This window comes from Streptomyces cyaneus, assembly GCF_004028635.1.
Taxonomy (GTDB): Bacteria; Actinomycetota; Actinomycetes; order Streptomycetales; family Streptomycetaceae; genus Streptomyces; species Streptomyces cyaneus.
This window is the reverse complement of record NZ_RQJW01000003.1, coordinates 1,318,573-1,337,336: the sequence shown is the minus strand read 5'-3', so window position 1 is coordinate 1,337,336 and position 18,764 is coordinate 1,318,573. Positions and strand designations below refer to the sequence as shown.

Sequence of the window (18,764 nt, the reverse complement as noted above, 5' to 3'; positions counted from 1 at the left end):
CTCTCCAATCCCACGGAGTATGGCGTGGCAATCAGCGTCTTCGACCTGTTCTCCATAGGCATCGGCCCGTCCAGTTCGCACACCGTCGGTCCGATGCGCGCCGCGGGGATGTTCGTCGCCCGGCTGAAGCAGGACGGCGCGCTCGCCCAGACCGCAGCCGTACGGGCCGAGCTGTTCGGCTCCCTCGGCGCCACCGGCCACGGCCACGGCACTCCCAAGGCGGTACTGCTCGGCCTGGAGGGCTACGAGCCGCACACGGTCGACGTCGCCCAGGCCGACCTGGACGTCGAGCGGATCCGAAGCACCGGACGCATCCGCCTCCTCGGTGCCGAGATCGGCCCGGCCCACGAGATCGACTTCGACGCCTCGACCCAGCTGGTCCTGCACCGCCGTCGGTCGCTGCCGTACCACGCCAACGGCATGATCCTCTTCGCGTACGACGGCGACGGCGTACCGCTGCTGGAGAAGACGTACTACTCGGTCGGCGGCGGCTTCGTCGTCGACGAGGACGCAGTCGGCGCGGACCGGATCAAGCCCGACGTCACGGTGCTGGCCCACCCGTTCAGCACCGGCGACGAACTCCTGCGCCTCACGAAGGAGACCGGCCTGTCGATCTCCGCGCTGATGCTGGAGAACGAGAAAGCCTGGCGCACCGAGGAGGAGATCCGCGCGGGCCTGCTGGAGATCTGGCGGGTCATGGAGGCCTGTGTCGCACGCGGGCTGGGCCGTGAGGGCATCCTCCCCGGCGGTCTGAAGGTCCGTCGGCGGGCCGCGGCGGCCGCCCGGGCACTGCGCAGCGAGGGCGACCCGGCGGCCCGCGCCATGGAGTGGGTGACCCTCTACGCGATGGCCGTGAACGAGGAGAACGCGGCCGGGGGCCGGGTCGTCACCGCCCCGACCAACGGCGCGGCCGGCATCATCCCCGCCGTCCTTCAGTACTTCCTCGCCTTCGTGCCGGGCGCTGCCTCCGAAGGAGAAAAGGAAGACGGCATCGTGCGCTTCCTCCTCGCGGCGGGCGCCATCGGCCTGCTCTTCAAGGAGAACGCGTCCATCTCCGGCGCCGAGGTCGGCTGCCAGGGCGAGGTCGGCTCGGCCTGCTCGATGGCCGCCGGTGGTCTCGCCGAGGTGCTCGGCGGCAGCCCCGAACAGGTGGAGAACGCAGCCGAGATCGGCATGGAGCACAACCTCGGCCTCACCTGCGACCCGGTCGGCGGCCTCGTCCAGATCCCCTGCATCGAGCGCAACGGCATGGCCGCGGTCAAGGCCGTCACCGCCGCCCGCATGGCGCTGCGCGGCGACGGCCGCCACCACGTCTCCCTCGACAAGGTCATCAAGACCATGAAGGAGACCGGCGCCGACATGAAGGTCAAGTACAAGGAGACCGCCCGCGGCGGCCTCGCCGTCAACGTCATCGAGTGCTGAAGGGAGAGACGGACGGAACAGGGGAAAGGGCCGCAGCCATGCTCATCGACACCTACGGCCGAGTCGCCACCGACCTGCGGGTCTCGCTCACCGACCGCTGCAACCTGCGCTGCACGTACTGCATGCCGGAGGAGGGCCTGCGCCGGCCGGTCAGGCCCGACCTGCTCACGGACGACGAGGTCGTACGGCTCGTCCGGATCCCGGTGACCGAACTCGGCGTGGACGAGGCCCGGTTCACCGGCGACGAGCCACTGCTGCGCCCCACCGCCTTCAAGACCCTGACCCGGCGCGACCGCCACCGAGACGTGCTGGCGAGCCTGCGCACCCGCTTCACACTCACCCCGGAGCCGAACGAGGCCCGCGGCTCCGCACCCGCGGGCAGCCCGACCGGCCGATGTCTGCCATCGGGGGCTGACGCCCGAGCCCGCAGGGGGAACGACGTCCACCGACAGAACTGGGAGTGAGGCCATGGGACGGGTCACCGAGCGACGGCGCGTGGTGCGCATCCGGGACGGCGCGCTGAACACGCGCCCGGACACGCTCGTGGCGGAGGAGCCACTGGAGATCCGGCTCGGCGGCAAGCCCCTGGCGATCACCATGCGCACCCCCGGGGACGACTTCGCGCTCGCCGCCGGCTTCCTGGTCAGCGAGGGCGTCTTGAGCCGCGCCGAGGACGTGGCGAACATCGTGTACTGCGCGGGCGCCACCCAGGACGGCTCGAACACGTACAACGTCGTCGACGTGCAACTCGCCCCCGGCGTACCGCTGCCCGACATCACGCTCGAACGCAACGTGTACACCACATCGTCGTGCGGCCTGTGCGGAAAGGCCGGCCTGGACGCCGTACGCACCACGGCACGCTGGCCGATCGCCGACACACCCCCGGTCCGGGTCACCCCGCAACTGCTGGCCGACCTGCCCGATCAACTCCGGGCAGCACAGCGGGTGTTCGACCGAACGGGCGGTCTGCACGCCGCCGCGCTGTTCTCGCCCGAGGGCGAGCTCCTCGACCTGCGCGAGGACGTCGGCCGGCACAACGCCGTCGACAAGCTGATCGGCCGCGCGCTGCGCAACGGCGAACTGCCGCTGTCCCGCACCATCCTGCTCGTGTCCGGGCGCGCGTCCTTCGAGCTGGCGCAGAAGGCGGTCATGGCGGGCATCCCGGTGCTGGCGGCGGTCTCGGCGCCGTCCTCCCTCGCCGTGGATCTGGCGGCGGAGACGGGGCTCACCCTCGTCGGCTTCCTGCGTGGCAGTTCCATGAACGTGTACGCGGGCGAGCAGCGCCTCGACCTGCGTGCCGGGGCCATGGCCGGAGACCCGGCGAGGTGAGCCCGCACATGACCCGCCTCGATGAACTCCAGGACGGCCGCACCCTCGTCGGCCCGCCCCGGCCCCGCCCCCGGCCACCCGGCGCCCACGACCGCCCCCGCCGCGTCGCCATGCTCAGCGTGCACACCTCGCCGCTGCACCAGCCCGGAACCGGCGACGCGGGCGGCATGAACGTCTACATCGTCGAACTGGCCAAGCGCCTCGCCGCCATCGACATCGAGGTGGAGATCTTCACCCGGGCCACCTCCGCCGCACTCCCGCCCACCGTCGCACTCGCGCCCGGCGTCCTCGTACGGCACGTGGCCGCCGGACCCTACGAAGGCCTGGCCAAGGAGGACCTCCCGGCCCAGCTCTGCGCCTTCACCCACGGCGTCACGCAGGTCTGGGCCGACCACCACCCCGGCCACTACGACCTCGTCCACTCCCACTACTGGCTCTCCGGCCACGTCGGCCGGCTCGCCGCCGAGCGCTGGGGCGTCCCGCTCGTCCACGCCATGCACACCCTGGCCAAGGTCAAGAACGCCAACCTGGCCGACGGCGACACCCCCGAGCCCGCCGCCCGGGTGCTCGGCGAGACCCAAGTCGTACGGGCCGCCGACCGGTTGATAGCCAACACCGAGAAGGAGGCGGGCGAACTTCTCCGTCACTACGACGCCGACACCGCCCGGGTCGCCGTCGTCCATCCCGGTGTCGCCCTGGAGTGCTTCCGCCCCGACGCCCGGGGTGTCGAGGCCGGACGCGCCGCCGCCCGGGCCCGCCTCGGCCTCCCGCAGGACGCGCTGATCCCGCTGTTCGTAGGGCGCATACAGCCGCTGAAGGCGCCCGACGTCCTGCTGCGCGCGGTGGCCCGGCTGCTGGCGGAGCGGCCGTGGCTGCGGGAGCGGATCGTGGTGCCGGTCGTGGGCGGGCCCAGCGGCAGCGGCCTGGCCAAGCCGGAGGGACTGCAGAAGCTGGCGGCCCGGCTCGGCATCGGTGACGTCGTGCTGTTCCGGCCGCCGGTCGGGCAGGACCGGCTCGCCGACTGGTACCGGGCGGCGTCCGTCCTGGTCATGCCGTCCCACAGTGAGTCCTTCGGGCTGGTGGCCGTCGAGGCACAGGCCTGTGGCACCCCGGTGATCGCCGCCGAGGTCGGTGGGCTGCCGGTGGCCGTACGAGACGGGGTGAGCGGCGTTCTCGTACCCGGGCACGACCCGGCGGACTACGCGCGGGCGCTCTACGGCTTCGCCGACGACCCGGCCCGCTCGGCCCGGATGAGCGAGGCCGCTGTCCGGCACGCCCGGTCCTTCGGCTGGGCCACGGCCGCGACGGCGACGGCGGACGTCTACACGGCGGCCCTGCTGCGGCGAGGCTGCGCTTCCCGCGCGGTCGGCGAGGGACAACTCCAGTAGCCGCGGCCCGAACTCCTGTCCGGGCGGGCCGCCGCGCAGTACCGTGCGGGCAGTCCGCACGGCAGGGGGTGGCGATGCCCGGGTACGACATGCGCGCCGGGCGCGTGAGTGGGCGCTACGCGCGCGTGGGCGGCCCGTACACGCGCGTGAGTGGGCCGTACACGCGCGTGAGTGGGCCGTACAACCATGGATGACCAGCGAACTCCCGGCAGCCGCGAGGTCCGCCACGATGTCCGGAAAGCGGGCCGGATGGCTGCGCACGGCGGTCCGTCCGCCTACGCTCGCTCCGTGCTGCGCATCACCGACGCCCGAACCGGCGAGCCCGTCGACGCCGCCCCCGCCCGCCGGGGCCTGACCCGGATCGAGGCGCATACGGAAGGCTTCGACATCACCGCCCTGCGGATCGTGCTGGTCGCCGATCTCCTCGTCCGTGCCCTGGAACTCGGCGGTACGCCGGTCTGGGCGCTGCTCGACGAGGAGCGGCAGCAGGCGGAGCTGCGGGCCGGGGCCGCGGCGCTCGGCATCCGGCCCTTCGAGGACGGCCGGGACGCCGCGTCGGGACTGGGTGAGGCACAGGTCATCCACGTCGTGCGGCAGACAGGCGCGGAGCCCGACGGAGTACGGGTCGCCGTCGCGCCCGTGCACGCGCAGGCGCCGCCCGAGGAGGCCGACCCCGCCGCCCTGCGTCTCGCGCTGCTCTCCCGGCGCACCGGCGTGCCCGTACGGCTCGACACGGCCGCACTCGCCGACGCCCACGACACGCTCGTACGCTGGCGCGCTGCCGTCGCCGCTTGGGCGCAGCGGCCGTCGCGGCCCATCCCCGACGAGGTGCGGGCCGAACTCCGCACCGCCTGGGAGGACGACCTCGACGTGCCCGGGGTGCTGGGAGTCCTGCGCTGGGTGGAGACCTCGCCGGACCTGCCGGACGGCGCCCGCTTCGAGACGTACGCCTACGCCGACCGCCTCCTCGGTCTCGACCTGGCCCGTGACCTCGGGGCCCCGGCATGACCGCCCGTATCGGAGCCGGCCCGCTGCGCCGTCTGGTCGTCCTGCGGCACGCCAAGTCCGCCTGGCCCGACGGAGTCGCCGACCACGAGCGCCCCCTCGCCCCGCGCGGCCGCCGGGACGCCCCGGTCGCGGGCCGGAGGCTGGCCGAGGCCGACTGTCTGCCGGACCTCGCGCTGTGCTCGACGGCCGCACGCGCGCGTGGCACGTGGGAACTGGCGTCCGCCGAGTGGGGGACGCCGCCGCCGGTGCGCCACGATCCGCGCCTGTACGCGGCCGACGTGCCGGAGCTGCTGGAGGTCGTGCGCGAGGTCTCGTCCGAGGTGGAGACGCTGCTGCTGGTAGGGCACAACCCGGGCCTGGAGGATCTCGTGCTCGAACTCGCCGGGGACGGGCTCGACGAGACGCTGGACGAGGTCCGGACGAAGTTCCCGACATCGGCGATCGCCGTACTGGCCTGGCATGGCACCACCTGGCGGGCCCTCGCGCCCGGCATGGCGCTGCTGACGGACGTGATCGTGGCGCGCGGCAAGAAGAAGTGAGCCGATCACCGGCCGGGCTCTGTGGTGTCGGACCGTCGGCATAGGCTGGCCCGATGCAGGACGAGTACCGCACAGTCGCCCACGCGGGCGTGCACGAGACCGAGGTCAACCGCTCACGCTTCCTCTGTGCGCTCGCCCCGGCCGCCACCGAGCAGGAGGCCCAGGACTTCATCGCCACCGTCCGCAAGGAGCACGCGGATGCCACCCACAACTGCTGGGCCTACGTCATCGGCGCCGACGCCGCGATCCAGAAGGCCAGCGACGACGGCGAACCGGGCGGCACGGCAGGCGTCCCCATGCTCCAGATGCTGCTGCGTCGCGACATGCGCTACGTCGTCGCCGTCGTCACCCGCTACTACGGCGGCGTCAAGCTCGGCGCGGGCGGCCTCATCCGGGCGTACGGCGGAGCCGTGGGCGAGGCACTGGACACGCTCGGCACACTCACCAGGCGCCGGTTCCGGCTGGCCACGGTGACCGTCGACCACCAGCGCGCCGGCAAGGTGGAGAACGACCTCAGGTCGACGGGGCGCGAGGTGCGGGACGTGCGGTACGGGGAGGAGGTCACCATCGAGGTCGGTCTGCCGGACGCCGAGGTGGAGGCGTTCCGGGCGTGGCTGGCGGACGTGACGGCGGGGACGGCCGGGTTCGAGCTCGGGGGAGAGGCGTACGGGGACGCGTGACGGCTGGGCGCCGGCCTCGGTCACGCCAAGGCAGGCCGCGGCGATATGTCCGTAACAGGCGTATTGCGGGCCTGGCATGACGGGGCGATACGGGAGTAACCGCCCGTGCTGTCAGACCCTGCCGTTAGTCTCGGGGATCATGAGGCTGCTGCACACTTCCGACTGGCATCTCGGCCGGGCGTTCCACCGAGTCAACATGCTCGGCGCCCAGGCCGAGTTCATCGGCCATCTCGTCACGACCGTGCGTGAACACGGCGTGGACGCGGTGGTCGTGTCGGGAGACGTGTACGACCGGGCGGTGCCGCCGCTCGCCGCGGTCGAGCTGTTCGACGACGCCCTGCACCGGCTCGCCGATCTCGGTGTGCCGACGGTGATGATCTCCGGGAACCACGACTCGGCGCGCCGACTCGGCGTGGGCGCGGGCCTGATCGGCCGCGCGGGCATCCATCTGCGCACCGAGCCGTCGGCGTGCGGCACACCGGTCGTGCTGCGCGACAACTTCGGCGACGTGGCCTTCTACGGGCTGCCCTATCTCGAACCCGCCCTGGTCAAGGACGAGTTCGGCGTCGACAAGCCCGGGCATGAGACGGTGCTCGCCGCCGCCATGGACCGGGTGCGCGCCGACCTCGCGTCACGCGCGCGTGGCACACGGTCGGTCGTCCTCGCGCACGCCTTCGTCACCGGGGGCGAGGCCAGCGACAGCGAGCGGGACATCACCGTCGGCGGGGTGGCCGCGGTGCCCGCCGGCGTCTTCGCCGGCGTCGACTACGCGGCACTGGGCCATCTGCACGGCTGCCAGACCATCACCGAGCGCGTCCGCTACTCGGGCTCGCCGCTGCCGTACTCCTTCTCGGAGGCCGACCACCGCAAGAGCATGTGGCTCGTCGACCTGGACGCCGACGGCGCGGTCACGGCCGAACGCATCGACTGCCCGGTGCCGCGTGCGCTGGCCCGGATCCGCGGGACGCTGGAGGAACTGCTCGCCGATCCCGGCCTCGCCCGGCACGAGGAGGCGTGGGTCGAGGCGACGCTCACGGACGCGGTGCGCCCCGCTGACCCCATGGCCCGTCTCGCCGAGCGCTTCCCGCACACGCTCAGCCTGGTCTTCGATCCCGAGCGGGCGCCGGACGATCCCGAGGTGTCCTATGCGCAGCGGCTCGCCGGCCGGAGCGACCAGGAGATCGCGGAGGACTTCGTGGCGCATGTGCGCGGGGCCGGGCCCGACGAGCGCGAACAGGGCGTGCTGCGGGACGCCTTCGACGCGGTACGGGCCGACGAGGTCGTGCGGGAGGTGGCGCGGTGAGGCTCCATCGCCTCGACGTGACGGCTTTCGGGCCCTTCGGCGGCTCTCAGACCGTCGACTTCGACGCGCTGTCGGCTGCCGGGCTCTTCCTGCTGCACGGACCGACCGGCGCCGGCAAGACGTCCGTCCTGGACGCCGTCTGCTACGCGCTCTACGGCTCCGTGCCGGGCGCCCGGCAGAGCGGTCAGGGCGGCATGAACCTGCGCAGCGACCACGCCGCGGCCGGTACGCGCACAGAGGTCCGCCTAGAACTCACCGTCGCCGGACGCCGCTTGGAGATCACCCGGCAACCACCCTGGGAGCGCCCCAAGAAGCGCGGCACGGGTACGACGCTCGACAAGGCGCAGAGCTGGCTGCGCGAGTACGACGCGCGGGCCGCGACCTGGAAGGACCTCAGCCGCTCGCACCAGGAGATCGGCGAGGAGGTCACCCAGCTGCTCGGCATGAGCCGCGAGCAGTTCTGCCAGGTCGTGCTCCTGCCCCAGGGCGACTTCGCCCGCTTTCTGCGCGCCGACGCCGAGGCCCGCGGCAAGCTGCTGGGCCGCCTCTTCGACACCCAGCGCTTCGCCGAGGTCGAGAAGCGCCTCGCCGAGCGCCGGCGGGCGGCCGAGACGCAGGTGCGGGACGGCGACGCGGCGCTGCTGGCCGACGCCCACCGCATGCAGCAGGCGGCGGGCGACGCCATGCGGTTGCCCGACCTCGCACCGGGCGAGCCGGGCCTGGCCGACGCCGTCCTCGCCGCCGCCGCCGTCGCCCGCAGCACCGCCCGCGAACAGCTGACCGTCGCCCACTGCCGTCTCTCGGCTGCCGAGTCCGCCCAGGCCGCGGCCGACCACGCACTGGCCGACGTACGCGAAGTGGCCCGGCTGCAGCGGCGGTTCGCCGAGGCGCGGGAGCGGGCCCGGCTGCTGGACGAGCGGGCCGACGCGCACCGGGAGGCGCAGGCACGCATGGAGCGGGCCCGCAAGGCCGAGGCCGTGGCACCGGCGCTGGAGCTGCGGGAGGCCACCGACGCCGAACACCGGCGGGCGGCCGCGGCAGAGGCACGCGCGCGTGCACTGCTGCGAGGCGCCTTCGGTGCGGGAAGTGCCTTCGGCGGGGGAGACGCCTTCGGTGAGGGAGACGCGGGGGGCGGGTCGGATCGCGGTACGGGCGACGGACCTGGCGGCCAGCCCGCAGCCGGCCACGCGGACTTCCGGCCGGAGGGCGTCTCGGCAGGCGGGCGCGGCGGAGCCCTTGGGGCGCACGCCTCTGCCCGGACCCCGGACACCTTCGCCGACGCCGGTGCCGCAGGGCTCGCCGCCGCCGCGCGTCGGGTCGCCGAGGAGCTGGGCGGGCTGGAGTCGGCCCGGCGCGGTGAGCAGCGGCTGGCCGCACTCGTCGCGGAGCGCGCGGATCTGGATCGCCAGGAGCGGGCGGACGACGACGTCCGGCTGGAGGCGGAGGCCTGGCTCGCCGGGTGGGAGGAGACCCGGGCCGCACTGCAGGCCCGTATCGAGTCCGCACAGGAGGCCGCGAGCCGCGCCGATCAGCTGGCCGTGCAGCGCGAGCCCGCGCGGCAGCGGCTCGCCGCCGCGCGGATGCGCGACCAGCTGGCCGGTGACACGGAAACGGCCGCTCGCCAGGCCTGTGACGCCCAGGAGTCGGCACTCCAGGCCAAGGCGCACTGGCTGGACGTCAAGGAACAGCGACTGAACGGCATCGCCGCCGAACTCGCCGCGCAGCTCAAGGACGGCGAACCCTGTGCCGTCTGTGGCGCCACCGACCACCCCGCGCCCGCCCGCAAGGACGTCGGACACGTCGACCGGGAAGCCGAGGAGCGCGCGCTGGCCGCATACCAGCAGGCCGAGGAACGGCACGCCGAGCATGAACGGCGCCTGGGCGTCGTAAGGGAAGCCCTGGCCGCCGCGAGCGCCGAGGCCGGCGACCTGCCGACAAACCAACTCGCGGAAGCCGCAGACAAGTTGGAGCGGCTGTTCACGCAGGCCCGCAGGGACGCCTCCGTGCTGCACTCCGTCCACGAGGAGCTGCGGCGGGCCGAGGAGGAGCACGAGCAGCGCACCGCCGCCCACCAGCAGGCGGCCGTCCGAGCCGCCGCCCGGGTCGGCCACCGTGAGCGGTTGGACCGTGAGAAGGGCGCCCTGGAAGCGGAGCTGGCCCAGGCCCGTGGCGCCGCCGACAGCGTGGCCGCGCGGGCCGCGCAGCTGGAGCGGCAGGTCGCGCTGCTCACCGACGCCGCCGACACCGCGCGCGCCGCCGAGGACACCGCCCAGCGGCTCAAGGACGCCGACGCCCGTCTGGCCGACGCCGCCTTCCGCGCGGGCTTCGACACCCCGCAGGCCGCGGCCGCCGCGCTCCTCGACGACACCGCCCACCGCGAGCTGCAACGACGGCTGGACGCCTGGCAGTCCGAGGAGGCGGCCGTACGCGCCGTCCTCGCCGAGGCCGACACCGCGGCCGCCGGCCGGCAGTCGCCCGCCGACCTCGTTTCCGCGGAGCGCTCCGCCTCGGCCGCGGCACAGCGCGTCCGCGACGCCGCCTCCGCGCGCGACGCGGCCGCCCGACGCTGCACCGAGCTCGACCGGCTGTCCGCCCGCGCGGCCACCGCCGTACGCCAACTCGCCCCGCTGCGCGACGAGTACGACCGAGTGGCCCGCCTCGCCGCTCTCACGGCCGGCACCTCGGCGGACAACGAACGCAAGATGCGCCTGGAGTCCTACGTGCTGGCGGCCCGCCTCGAACAGGTCGCCGCCGCCGCGACCGTACGGCTGCAGCGCATGTCGTCCGGCCGCTACACCCTCGTCCACTCCGACGACCGGGCCGGCCGCGGCCGCAGCGGGCTCGGGCTGCACGTCGTCGACGCCTGGACCGGGCGGGAGCGGGACACGGCGACGCTGTCGGGCGGTGAGACGTTCTTCGCCTCCCTGGCCCTCGCCCTCGGCCTCGCGGACGTCGTCACCGACGAGGCCGGCGGGGTCCGCCTCGACACGCTCTTCATCGACGAGGGCTTCGGCAGCCTCGACGACCAGACCCTCGACGAGGTGCTCGACGTCCTCGACTCCCTGCGCGAGCGCGACCGCAGCGTCGGCATCGTCAGCCATGTCGCCGATCTGCGGCGGCGGATCCACGCGCAGCTGGAGGTCGTGAAGGGGAGATCGGGGTCGGTGCTGCGGCAGCGGGGGCACTGAGCGAGGGGTGTGGTGAGTCAGGGGTGTCGTGAGCGAGGGGCGTCGGGTGGCGTCAGTGACCCAGTGGCCGGCGCGGCAGCGGGGACGAGTAGACGACGCTCGTCGTCACCGAGCCCAGCGTGCCGATCTTTCCGGACACCTCCTCCAGGTGCCGCATCGACCGCGCGGTGACCTTGATGACGAAGCAGTCGTCGCCCGTCACGTGATGCGCCTCCAGGATCTCCGGTGTCGCGGCGACCAGGTCGTGGAACGGCTTGTAGTTGCCGTTCGGATAGCGAAGGCGCACGAAGGCCAGAATCGGCAGGCCCAGCCGCTCGGGGTCGACGACCGCCGCGTACCCCTGGATGACGCCCGCCTCCTCCAGTCGCCGCACCCGTTCCGTGACCGCGCTCGCGGACATGGAGACGGCCCGGGCCAGCTCGGCGAAGCTGGCGCGGCCTTCGCGCTGGAGGACATCGAGGATGCGCCAGTCGGTGGCGTCCGGGGAATACGCGGTCATGTCCGAGGAATAGCAGGGGAATCCCTGGCAGATCAAGGTCTGCACCGTGGAACGGCCCTTCAGGAAGCGGATCACCGGCCGTAGATTTCTGATCATCGAGATCCGCCAGGGAGGGACCAGATCATGACCGCCGCCGTGACCACCACCACCGAGACCACCACCACCAAGACCACCACCACCGTGAACCCCGTACTGGGCGTCGCGCCCGCCGCGCCCGCCGAAGCCGCCGCCTACTTCCGGGCGAGCCTCGTCTTCCATGCCGACGTGTCCGACGTCGCCGCCGCGCTGGCGGCCGAGGGCGACCCCGGGTTCGTGGTCCTGGACTCCCGTTCCACCGAGTCCTGGGACCAGGGCCACATTCCCGGCGCGATCCACCTCCCCCACGCCCTCATCCCCGAGCAGGCCGCGCAGCTCCTCGACAAGTCCGTGCCCGTCGTGACCTACTGCTGGGGGCCCGGCTGCAACGGCGCGACCCGGGCCGCCCTCGCCCTCGCCGAACTCGGCTACCAGGTCAAGGAGATGCTCGGCGGCTTCGAATACTGGGCACGCGAGGGCTTCGAGTTCGAGACCTGGCAGGGCCGCGAGCGCCGTGCAGCCGACGCGCTGACGGTGCCCGTCGATGTGGAGAACTGCGGGTGCTGAGGCGGGTGTTGGGCAGCGTGACCGCGTGAGCCCCCGGTGCGTGTAGGTTCTGCTGCCATGGTGCGATACGCGAAACCGGGCGCGGTGGAGTGGGTGGAGTCGGGAGGCGGCCCCCTGATAGCCGTACCCGAGACGGTGCTGCCGTTCTGGGCGGGCGCCGACGGCGACGAGACGGCCTCGGACTACGACCGGGCCTGCGAGGTCGACGGCTCCGTCGGACTCCTGCCCGTGGGCGACAGCGCGGCGCTGGTGTTCGGTGACGAGCCCGCCTCGACCTCCTATCTGCCCGACCACGGCATCTTCGTACGCTGGTGCGCGGCCGACTCCGAGGAGGAACTCCTGGCCAGGGTTCCGGCCGCCCTGGCCACGGCGATCTGGGAACACGAGGTGCGCTGGAACGTGCCGGGAACGGTGGTCCTGTTCGACTCGGCCTGGCCGGGACCGGAGACGGAACGGACCGAGCACCTGCGGGTGGCCCTGGAGCCGGGGACGTACGCGGTCCGTGCAGCCCAGGTGCAGCCCGGCCCGGAAACCTGGTTGGGGCTCGTCCAATTGCGACGGCTGCCGCACTGACACCACGGGCGTCGGGGGACCGGCTGACATCACGGGCATCGGAAAGCCGACTGGGACCACGGACGTCGGAAAGCCGACTGGGACCACGGACGTCGGAAAACCGACTGGAACCACGTACGTCGGAAAACCAGGTGCGCCGAACCCGGCGGATCCCCATCATGATCTTCCATGCCCCGACTCCCGCACCCCGCCCCCGAAGCCCTGCGCCGCGACCCGCTGCCCCTGCGCGGTCGGACCGCCCTGGTCACCGGGGCCGGCAGACGCGCCGGAATCGGGCATGCCGTGGCCCGGCGGCTCGCCGCGTACGGGGCGAGTGTCTATCTGCACCACCATGTGCCGCACGACGCCGCCATGCCGTGGGGAGCCGACCGGCCCGAGGACGTCGTCGCGTCCGTGCGGGAGGCGCTCGGTGATCCGGATGCCCAGGTCCTCGCCGGGCCCGGCGACCTCTCCGACCCGGCCGCGCCCGCCGAACTGGTCGCCACGGCCACGGCAGAGCTCGGCGGACGACTCGACATCCTGATCGCCAACCACGCACTGAGCGGCTCGGACGGCACCCTCGACGAGATCGACGCCGCCATGCTCGACGCGCACTGGGCGGTCGACACCCGCTCCGTGCTGCTGCTCGTCCAGGCCCACGCCCGGCTGCGGCCGGCCGGCCCCGGCGGGCGCGTCGTGATGATGACCTCCGGCCAGGACATCGCGGACGGCATGCCCGGCGAGATCGCCTACGCCCTCCAGAAGGGCGCCCTCGCCTCGATCACCCGCTCCCTGTCGACCACGCTCGCCGAGCGGGGGATCACGGTGAACACCGTCAACCCCGGCCCCGTGGACACGGACTACCTGACCGGCGAGGCGTACGAGGCCGTGGCGGCCCGCTTCCCCGCCGGCCGGTGGGGCATGCCCGACGATCCGGCCCGCCTCATCGCCTGGCTCGCGACGGACGAGGCGGGCTGGATCACCGGTGAGGTCATCAACTCCGAGGGCGGATTCAGGCGTTGATCCGGCGGTGCGTCAGAGCTGGGCCAGCTCGTCCACCAGGTCGTCCAGACCCAGGGAGCCCTGGGACAGGGCCGCCATGTGCCAGGCCTTGAGGTCGAAGGCGTCGCCGTGCCGCTCGCGCGCCTTGTCGCGGCCCAGCAGCCACGCCCGCTCGCCGAGCTTGTAGCCGATGGCCTGGCCCGGGATCGTCAGATACCGGGTCAGCTCGCTCTCCACGAAGTCCGCCGGACGGCTGCTGTGCGAGCCGAAGAACTCCTGGGCCAGCTCCGGAGTCCAGCGCTCGCCCGGGTGGAACGGGGAGTCGGCCGGGATCTCCAACTCCAGGTGCATGCCGATGTCGACGATGACGCGGGCGGCCCGCATCATCTGCGCGTCGAGGTAACCGAGCCGGTGCTCCGGGTCCGTGAGGAAGCCGAGCTCGTCCATGAGCCGCTCCGCGTACAGCGCCCACCCCTCGGCGTTGGCGCTGACCCCGCCGATGGTGGCCTGGTAGCGGGAGAGGTTCCCGGCGACGTACGTCCACTGCGCGAGCTGGAGGTGATGGCCGGGGACGCCCTCGTGGTACCAGGTCGAGACCAGGTCGTAGACCGGGAAGCGAGTCTGGCCCATCGTCGGCAGCCAGGTGCGGCCCGGACGCGAGAAGTCCTCCGACGGGGCCGTGTAGTACGGCGCCGCCGCACCGCCGGGCGGCGCGATGCACGACTCCACCTTCCGCACCGGCTCGGCGAGTTCGAAGTGCGTGCCGTCGAGCTTCTCGATCGCCTCGTCCATCAGGCCCTGGAGCCACTCGCGGACCTCGTCGACGCCCTCGATGTGCTTGCCGTGCTCGTCCAGGTGGGCCAGCGCCACCCACGGCGTCGCGGCACCCGGAAGGATCTTCTCGGCCTCCTTCTTCATCTCACCGAGCAGCCGGTGGAACTCGGACCAGCCGTACGCGTACGCCTCGTCGAGGTCGAGGTCGATGCCGTTGAAGTAACGGGCCCAGCGGGCGTAGCGCTCGCGGCCCACCGTGTTCGGGGCGCCCTCGATCGCCGGCACGTACACATCGCGCATCCAGTCCCGCAGCTCCACCACGGCGGCCGTCGCCCCGCGGGCGGCCTCGTCCAGCTCCGCACGCAGCGACTCGGGACCGGCCGAGGCGAAGTCCTCGAACCAGCCGCGGCCCTCACCGGAGTCGGACCACTCGGTGAGCTGCTCAACGAAGGTGGCGGTGGGACGCGGAGCCGCGTACAGCTTGCGCTCCAGACCCAGCGCGAGGGACTCGCGGTAGCCCGCGTACGCGCCCGGCACCGCGCGCAGCCGTTCGGCGATCGCCGCCCAGTCCTCGTCGGACTGGTTCGGCGTGACGGTGAAGACCTCGCGCACCGAGTGCGCGGGCGTGGCCATGTTGCCGACCGAGCGCAGGCCCTCCTCGGCCTCGTGCACGGCGAGTTCAGCGGTCAGCCGCTCGCGCAGCAGGCGCGCACACCGGCGCTCGATGTCACTGTCCGCGCCGGGCCGACGCTCGGCCTCGTCGAGTCGCGCGAGCGTGGCCCGCTGGAGCTGCGCGAGCGCCTCCTGGCCCGCGGGCGAGAGGTCGGGGAGCTTGCTGGAACTCTCCTTCACGCCGAGATACGTACCGGTGATCGGGTCGAGGGTGATGAGCTCGTCGACATAGGTGTCGGCGACCTCACGGGGCAGCGGGCTCTTGGTCTCAGACATGCGGTCCATCCTCATACGGCGACCGCCGCCGCGTCAGCCTGGTTTCATCAGGCCTTGCCCCAGGTCAGCCGGATTTCGCTGAGGGCTTGTCTCCCGGCGCGTCGGGTGGCAGCAGGGGCCCGCAGTCCCACTGCTGGAAGATCAACCGTGTCTCCACCCGCGCCACTTCACGCCGGGACGTGAACTCGTCCAGCACCAGCCGCTGGAGATCCGCCATGTCCGCGACCGCGACATGCACGAGATAGTCGTCCGGCCCGGTCAGGTGGAACACGGTCAGCGACTCCCGCAACGCCCGGATCCGCTCCACGAACGGCCCCACCAGCTCCCGCCGATGTGGCCTGACCTGTACGGACAGCAGCGCCTGAAGCCCACGGCCCAGCTTGGCCGGATCCAGCCGGAGCTGATGGCCGAGGATCACGCCGGAGCGGCGCAGCCGCGTCACCCGGTCCAGGCAGGTCGACGGCGCCACCCCGACCTGCGCGGCGAGGTCGCGATAGGTGGCCCGGGCGTCGTTCTGCAGAAGCCGCAGCAGATGCAGGTCGACCGGGTCCAGTACGACAGATTCGGCCATTCGCCGAACGTAACACGGTCCACGTCCGCTGCGACCCGGCCGATGTTCACTCTTCCGCCAACGGATCCAGCGAGCAGGGAGGCATACGCCGGTATGCACGGGTACGACGACATACGCACCGCATCCAGAGCACTCGCCACCGAGGCCGTGCACGCCGGCCGCGACGATCTGGCCCGGCAGGGGCTGCACGCCCCGCCGATCGACCTGTCCACCACCTACCCCTCGTACGACAGCCGCGGCGAGGCCGCCCGCATCGACGCCTTCGCCACGACCGGCGCGGAGCCGGACGGCCCGCCCGTCTACGGCCGCATCGGCAATCCGACCGTCGCCCGCTTCGAGACCGCCCTGGCCCGCCTTGAGGGCACCGAAGCGGCGGTGGCCTTCGCCAGCGGGATGGCGGCGCTGACCGCGGTTCTTCTCGTACGGGCCTCGATGGGCCTGCGCCACGTCGTCGCCGTACGTCCGCTGTACGGCTGCAGCGACCACCTGCTGACCGCCGGCCTGCTGGGCTCGGAGGTGACCTGGACCGACCCCGCCGGGATCACGGAGGCGCTGCGTCCGGACACGGGCCTGGTGATGGTCGAATCTCCGGCGAACCCCACACTCGCCGAGGTGGACCTGCGGGCGATGGCCCATGCCTGCGGCTCGGTCCCGCTGCTCGCGGACAACACCTTCGCCACGCCCGTGCTCCAGCGCCCCGCCGAACAGGGCGCACGGCTGGTACTGCACAGCGCCACCAAGTACCTCGGCGGGCACGGTGACGTGATGGCGGGCGTCGTGGCCTGCGACGAGGAGTTCGCCGGACGGCTGCGGCAGATACGGTTCGCCACGGGCGGTGTCCTGCACCCGCTGGCGGGGTACCTGCTGCTGCGCGGCCTGTCCACCCTGCCGGTACGGGTCCGGGCCGCCTCCGCGACCGCCGCCGAACTCGCCCGCCGTCTCGCCGCCGACCCGCGCGTCGCCCGCGTCCACTACCCGCGCATCGGCGGCGCCATGATCGCCTTCGAGGTCCATGACGACCCGCACGAGGTCATCGCCGGCGTCCGCCTGATCACCCCCGCCGTCAGCCTCGGCAGCGTCGACACCCTGATCCAGCACCCGGCGTCCATCAGCCACCGCATCGTGGACGCGGACGACCGCCGGGGCGCCGGCGTGAGCGACCGGTTGTTGCGGATGTCGGTGGGACTGGAGGATGTCGAGGACCTGTGGGCGGATCTGGACGGTGCGCTGGCGCGCCCCGGAAGGGGCGCGGGGAACTGCGCGACCGGCCACAGTGAACCCGCAGTCGCCGGCCGCGCCACAGCCCCTACGGCGCTTCGGTCCTGACTCCCACGGCGCTTTCCTGCTCTCCCAGCGGGGCATCAGCGTCGAGCCGGGCTGTGATGACGAGGGTCCCCTCCTCGATCTGGTAATCGAGGGGGAGCCCCAACCCACGCATCGCCGCGACCATCCCGGTGTTGGACGACTGCGTCACGGCGTACACGCTCTCGCAGCCCGCCTCGATCGCCATCCCCACCAGCCTGCGCAGCAACTCGCTGCCGATGCCCCGCCGCTGCCACGCGTCCTCCACGAGCAGCGCGACCTCCGTCTCGTCACCGTCCCACAGCAGATGACCGAGCCCGACGATGCGCCCCGACGCGGTCTGCACGGAGAGCGTCCGTCCGAACCGCGGACTGAGCAGATGGTTGAGATAGCGGTCGGCATCGCCGACCGGCCCGTGGTACCGCATCCCGAGCGTCCGCGTCGAGCACCGCTCGTGCATCTCCCTGGCGGCCCGAAGGTCACCGGTGTCCGCCCGCCGCACGGTGATGTCGTTGCCCTCCGGCAGCGTCAGCACGTCCTCGCTGCGCGGCACGCGCAGGCCGAGCCGCGCGTCCAGCTCCACCAGCGCCCGCGCCCGCGCGAACTCGGTCGGCGTGAACGGCAGATACGGCCGCTCCACAGTGATCACTCCACCTTCCGGCGCCCGCAGCCGCATCACGGTGTCCTCCAGGGCCCCTTCCATCGGTACCGGCTCCGGCCCCCGGCCGCCCCCGGCCGGCACGGCGGGCAGCGACCGGATGGTGCACCGGCCCAGCAACTGCCGCAGCGCCAACGGAAGTTCCGCCGCGTCCAGCGCGGTACGGGTGGCGAGGCCCAGCACCCGGGTCGGCGCGTCCACCAGGTCATGGGCGTCGGCCCGCTCGATCCAGGTCCCGGCACCGCCGGCCACGGAGACCGCCCGGGTGATCTCGGCCGCCGTGAGATCGCCGGGCGCACGCAGCAGGAACTCGTCGACCGTGCCCTCGGCCAGCGGATGCGTCTGCAGGCTCAGGATGTCCACCCGCAGCCCGGCGAGGGCCGTGCACAGCGCGGCCAGCGACCCGGGTTCGTCCTTCACCGTCGTCCGCATCCGCCACAGCACACTCTCCCCGGGCACCGTCGTGGCCGCGTCCTGCGACAGTTCCGGCTGGTCCGAGTGGCTCGACTGGCTCGACAGTCCGGCGTCGGACTGCCCGGTCCGCCCCGCGGAGCGCGGCCGGGCACCGGTATCACCTGTCGGCGGTGCGTGACCGTGGCGGCGTGCCCACCATGTGTGGAACCCCGCCGTGGCGACCAGCACGGCCGCCGAGACCAGCAGCACCGTCGGCCCGTCCGGCCCGTGCCCGATCAGGTTCGCCACCGCGTCGGCCACCGCCACCGCCGTGAAGAGCGCGGCCAGTTCGATGACGTCACGCCGCCAGTGGTGTACAGGACGTCCGTGCTTCGCACGCGTCACATCAGACATGTCTCGACTCATGCACCCACTGTGAAGGAACGGTGTTGCGTGATCACGAACGCTTTGTGACCGGGCGGTAAAGAACCCTTATGCCAGTTTTGTAGGTTTTTCAATAATGCTGCAGCACCGCAGCGCTACAGGGCCGACCGGGACGGTGCCCT

General features: G+C 72.8%; 16 protein-coding genes and 1 pseudogene. 13 read left to right on the top strand and 4 right to left on the bottom strand.

Annotated features, from left to right (window positions below; translation table 11 throughout):
- The first annotated feature begins 24 nt into the window (after nt 1-24).
- The 9 genes and pseudogenes from EHO50_RS14720 (at nt 25) to EHO50_RS14680 (ending at nt 10,857) form a co-directional block, all read left to right on the top strand.
- Nucleotides 25-1,422, top strand: a complete 1,398-nt coding sequence (locus EHO50_RS14720; RefSeq protein WP_128430523.1) for an L-serine ammonia-lyase — start codon at nt 25-27, stop codon at nt 1,420-1,422.
- Nucleotides 1,423-1,460: 38 nt separating this feature from the next.
- Nucleotides 1,461-1,742, top strand: a pseudogene (locus tag EHO50_RS14715) (radical SAM protein); the annotation flags it as partial.
- 148 nt (nt 1,743-1,890) lie between these two features.
- Nucleotides 1,891-2,751 (top strand): formate dehydrogenase accessory sulfurtransferase FdhD, encoded by an 861-nt coding sequence (fdhD, locus tag EHO50_RS14710; protein ID WP_128430522.1) that lies wholly within the window; start codon nt 1,891-1,893, stop codon nt 2,749-2,751.
- Between the two features lie 8 nt (nt 2,752-2,759).
- Entirely contained in the window at nt 2,760-4,139 is a 1,380-nt protein-coding gene (gene mshA, locus EHO50_RS14705; RefSeq protein WP_128430521.1) for a D-inositol-3-phosphate glycosyltransferase, read from the top strand.
- 249 nt (nt 4,140-4,388) lie between these two features.
- Nucleotides 4,389-5,147 carry a hypothetical protein gene (locus EHO50_RS14700; RefSeq protein ID WP_128430714.1) on the top strand — a complete coding sequence of 253 codons (759 nt, stop codon included), beginning with the start codon at nt 4,389-4,391 and terminating at the stop codon, nt 5,145-5,147.
- Entirely contained in the window at nt 5,144-5,686 is a 543-nt protein-coding gene (locus EHO50_RS14695) for a SixA phosphatase family protein (RefSeq protein WP_128430520.1), read from the top strand. Before EHO50_RS14700 ends, EHO50_RS14695 begins: the two co-directional genes overlap by 4 nt.
- Before the next feature lie 53 nt (nt 5,687-5,739).
- Nucleotides 5,740-6,366: a YigZ family protein gene (locus tag EHO50_RS14690; protein WP_128430519.1), complete on the top strand. Its 627-nt coding sequence runs from the start codon at nt 5,740-5,742 to the stop codon at nt 6,364-6,366.
- A gap of 139 nt (nt 6,367-6,505) precedes the next feature.
- Entirely contained in the window at nt 6,506-7,669 is a 1,164-nt protein-coding gene (locus EHO50_RS14685) for an exonuclease SbcCD subunit D (RefSeq protein ID WP_128430518.1), read from the top strand.
- On the top strand, nt 7,666-10,857 hold the full coding sequence (locus EHO50_RS14680) for an AAA family ATPase (protein ID WP_128430517.1): 3,192 nt from the start codon (nt 7,666-7,668) through the stop codon (nt 10,855-10,857). Before EHO50_RS14685 ends, EHO50_RS14680 begins: the two co-directional genes overlap by 4 nt.
- 52 nt (nt 10,858-10,909) lie before the next feature.
- Here the strand turns inward: EHO50_RS14680 and EHO50_RS14675 are convergent, their stop codons facing one another.
- Nucleotides 10,910-11,356: an Lrp/AsnC family transcriptional regulator gene (locus EHO50_RS14675; protein WP_128430516.1), complete on the bottom strand. Its 447-nt coding sequence runs from the start codon at nt 11,354-11,356 to the stop codon at nt 10,910-10,912.
- A gap of 123 nt (nt 11,357-11,479) precedes the next feature.
- Here EHO50_RS14675 and EHO50_RS14670 point away from each other — a divergent pair, with 123 nt between their 5' ends.
- The 3 genes from EHO50_RS14670 to EHO50_RS14660 all read left to right on the top strand — a co-directional run bounded on the left by EHO50_RS14670 (nt 11,480) and on the right by EHO50_RS14660 (nt 13,573).
- Entirely contained in the window at nt 11,480-11,998 is a 519-nt protein-coding gene (locus EHO50_RS14670) for a rhodanese-like domain-containing protein (RefSeq protein WP_128430515.1), read from the top strand.
- A gap of 57 nt (nt 11,999-12,055) precedes the next feature.
- On the top strand, nt 12,056-12,571 hold the full coding sequence (locus EHO50_RS14665; protein ID WP_128430514.1) for an immunity 21 family protein: 516 nt from the start codon (nt 12,056-12,058) through the stop codon (nt 12,569-12,571).
- Nucleotides 12,572-12,739: 168 nt separating this feature from the next.
- On the top strand, nt 12,740-13,573 hold the full coding sequence (locus tag EHO50_RS14660) for an SDR family oxidoreductase (RefSeq protein WP_128430513.1): 834 nt from the start codon (nt 12,740-12,742) through the stop codon (nt 13,571-13,573).
- A 12-nt stretch (nt 13,574-13,585) separates the two neighbouring features.
- On the opposite strand, the gene EHO50_RS14655 is transcribed toward EHO50_RS14660, so the two are convergent.
- Nucleotides 13,586-15,274, bottom strand: coding sequence for a DUF885 domain-containing protein (locus EHO50_RS14655; RefSeq protein ID WP_128430512.1), 1,689 nt, complete (start codon nt 15,272-15,274; stop codon nt 13,586-13,588).
- A 64-nt stretch (nt 15,275-15,338) separates the two neighbouring features.
- On the bottom strand, nt 15,339-15,845 hold the full coding sequence (locus tag EHO50_RS14650; RefSeq protein WP_128430511.1) for an Lrp/AsnC family transcriptional regulator: 507 nt from the start codon (nt 15,843-15,845) through the stop codon (nt 15,339-15,341).
- A 93-nt stretch (nt 15,846-15,938) separates the two neighbouring features.
- On the opposite strand from EHO50_RS14650, the gene EHO50_RS14645 reads away from it, so the two are divergent.
- Nucleotides 15,939-17,171: a trans-sulfuration enzyme family protein gene (locus EHO50_RS14645; RefSeq protein ID WP_128430510.1), complete on the top strand. Its 1,233-nt coding sequence runs from the start codon at nt 15,939-15,941 to the stop codon at nt 17,169-17,171.
- Here the strand turns inward: EHO50_RS14645 and EHO50_RS14640 are convergent.
- Nucleotides 17,152-18,612 (bottom strand): GNAT family N-acetyltransferase, encoded by a 1,461-nt coding sequence (locus tag EHO50_RS14640; protein WP_246101151.1) that lies wholly within the window; start codon nt 18,610-18,612, stop codon nt 17,152-17,154. The two genes, EHO50_RS14645 and EHO50_RS14640, sit on opposite strands and share 20 nt — an antisense overlap.
- Between the last annotated feature and the right edge of the window lie 152 nt (nt 18,613-18,764).

Excerpts from the sequence above, each read along its gene's own strand:
- fdhD (WP_128430522.1), top strand. The coding sequence starts at position 1,891 with ATGGGACGGGTCACCGAGCGACGGCGCGTGGTGCGCATCCGGGACGGC.
- mshA (WP_128430521.1), top strand. The coding sequence starts at position 2,760 with ATGACCCGCCTCGATGAACTCCAGGACGGCCGCACCCTCGTCGGCCCG.
- EHO50_RS14700 (WP_128430714.1), top strand. The coding sequence starts at position 4,389 with ATGGCTGCGCACGGCGGTCCGTCCGCCTACGCTCGCTCCGTGCTGCGC.
- EHO50_RS14695 (WP_128430520.1), top strand. The coding sequence starts at position 5,144 with ATGACCGCCCGTATCGGAGCCGGCCCGCTGCGCCGTCTGGTCGTCCTG.
- EHO50_RS14690 (WP_128430519.1), top strand. The coding sequence starts at position 5,740 with ATGCAGGACGAGTACCGCACAGTCGCCCACGCGGGCGTGCACGAGACC.
- EHO50_RS14685 (WP_128430518.1), top strand. The coding sequence starts at position 6,506 with ATGAGGCTGCTGCACACTTCCGACTGGCATCTCGGCCGGGCGTTCCAC.
- EHO50_RS14675 (WP_128430516.1), bottom strand. The coding sequence starts at position 11,356 with ATGACCGCGTATTCCCCGGACGCCACCGACTGGCGCATCCTCGATGTC.
- EHO50_RS14670 (WP_128430515.1), top strand. The coding sequence starts at position 11,480 with ATGACCGCCGCCGTGACCACCACCACCGAGACCACCACCACCAAGACC.
- EHO50_RS14665 (WP_128430514.1), top strand. The coding sequence starts at position 12,056 with ATGGTGCGATACGCGAAACCGGGCGCGGTGGAGTGGGTGGAGTCGGGA.
- EHO50_RS14660 (WP_128430513.1), top strand. The coding sequence starts at position 12,740 with ATGCCCCGACTCCCGCACCCCGCCCCCGAAGCCCTGCGCCGCGACCCG.
- EHO50_RS14655 (WP_128430512.1), bottom strand. The coding sequence starts at position 15,274 with ATGTCTGAGACCAAGAGCCCGCTGCCCCGTGAGGTCGCCGACACCTAT.
- EHO50_RS14650 (WP_128430511.1), bottom strand. The coding sequence starts at position 15,845 with ATGGCCGAATCTGTCGTACTGGACCCGGTCGACCTGCATCTGCTGCGG.
- EHO50_RS14645 (WP_128430510.1), top strand. The coding sequence starts at position 15,939 with ATGCACGGGTACGACGACATACGCACCGCATCCAGAGCACTCGCCACC.
- EHO50_RS14640 (WP_246101151.1), bottom strand. The coding sequence starts at position 18,612 with ATGTCTGATGTGACGCGTGCGAAGCACGGACGTCCTGTACACCACTGG.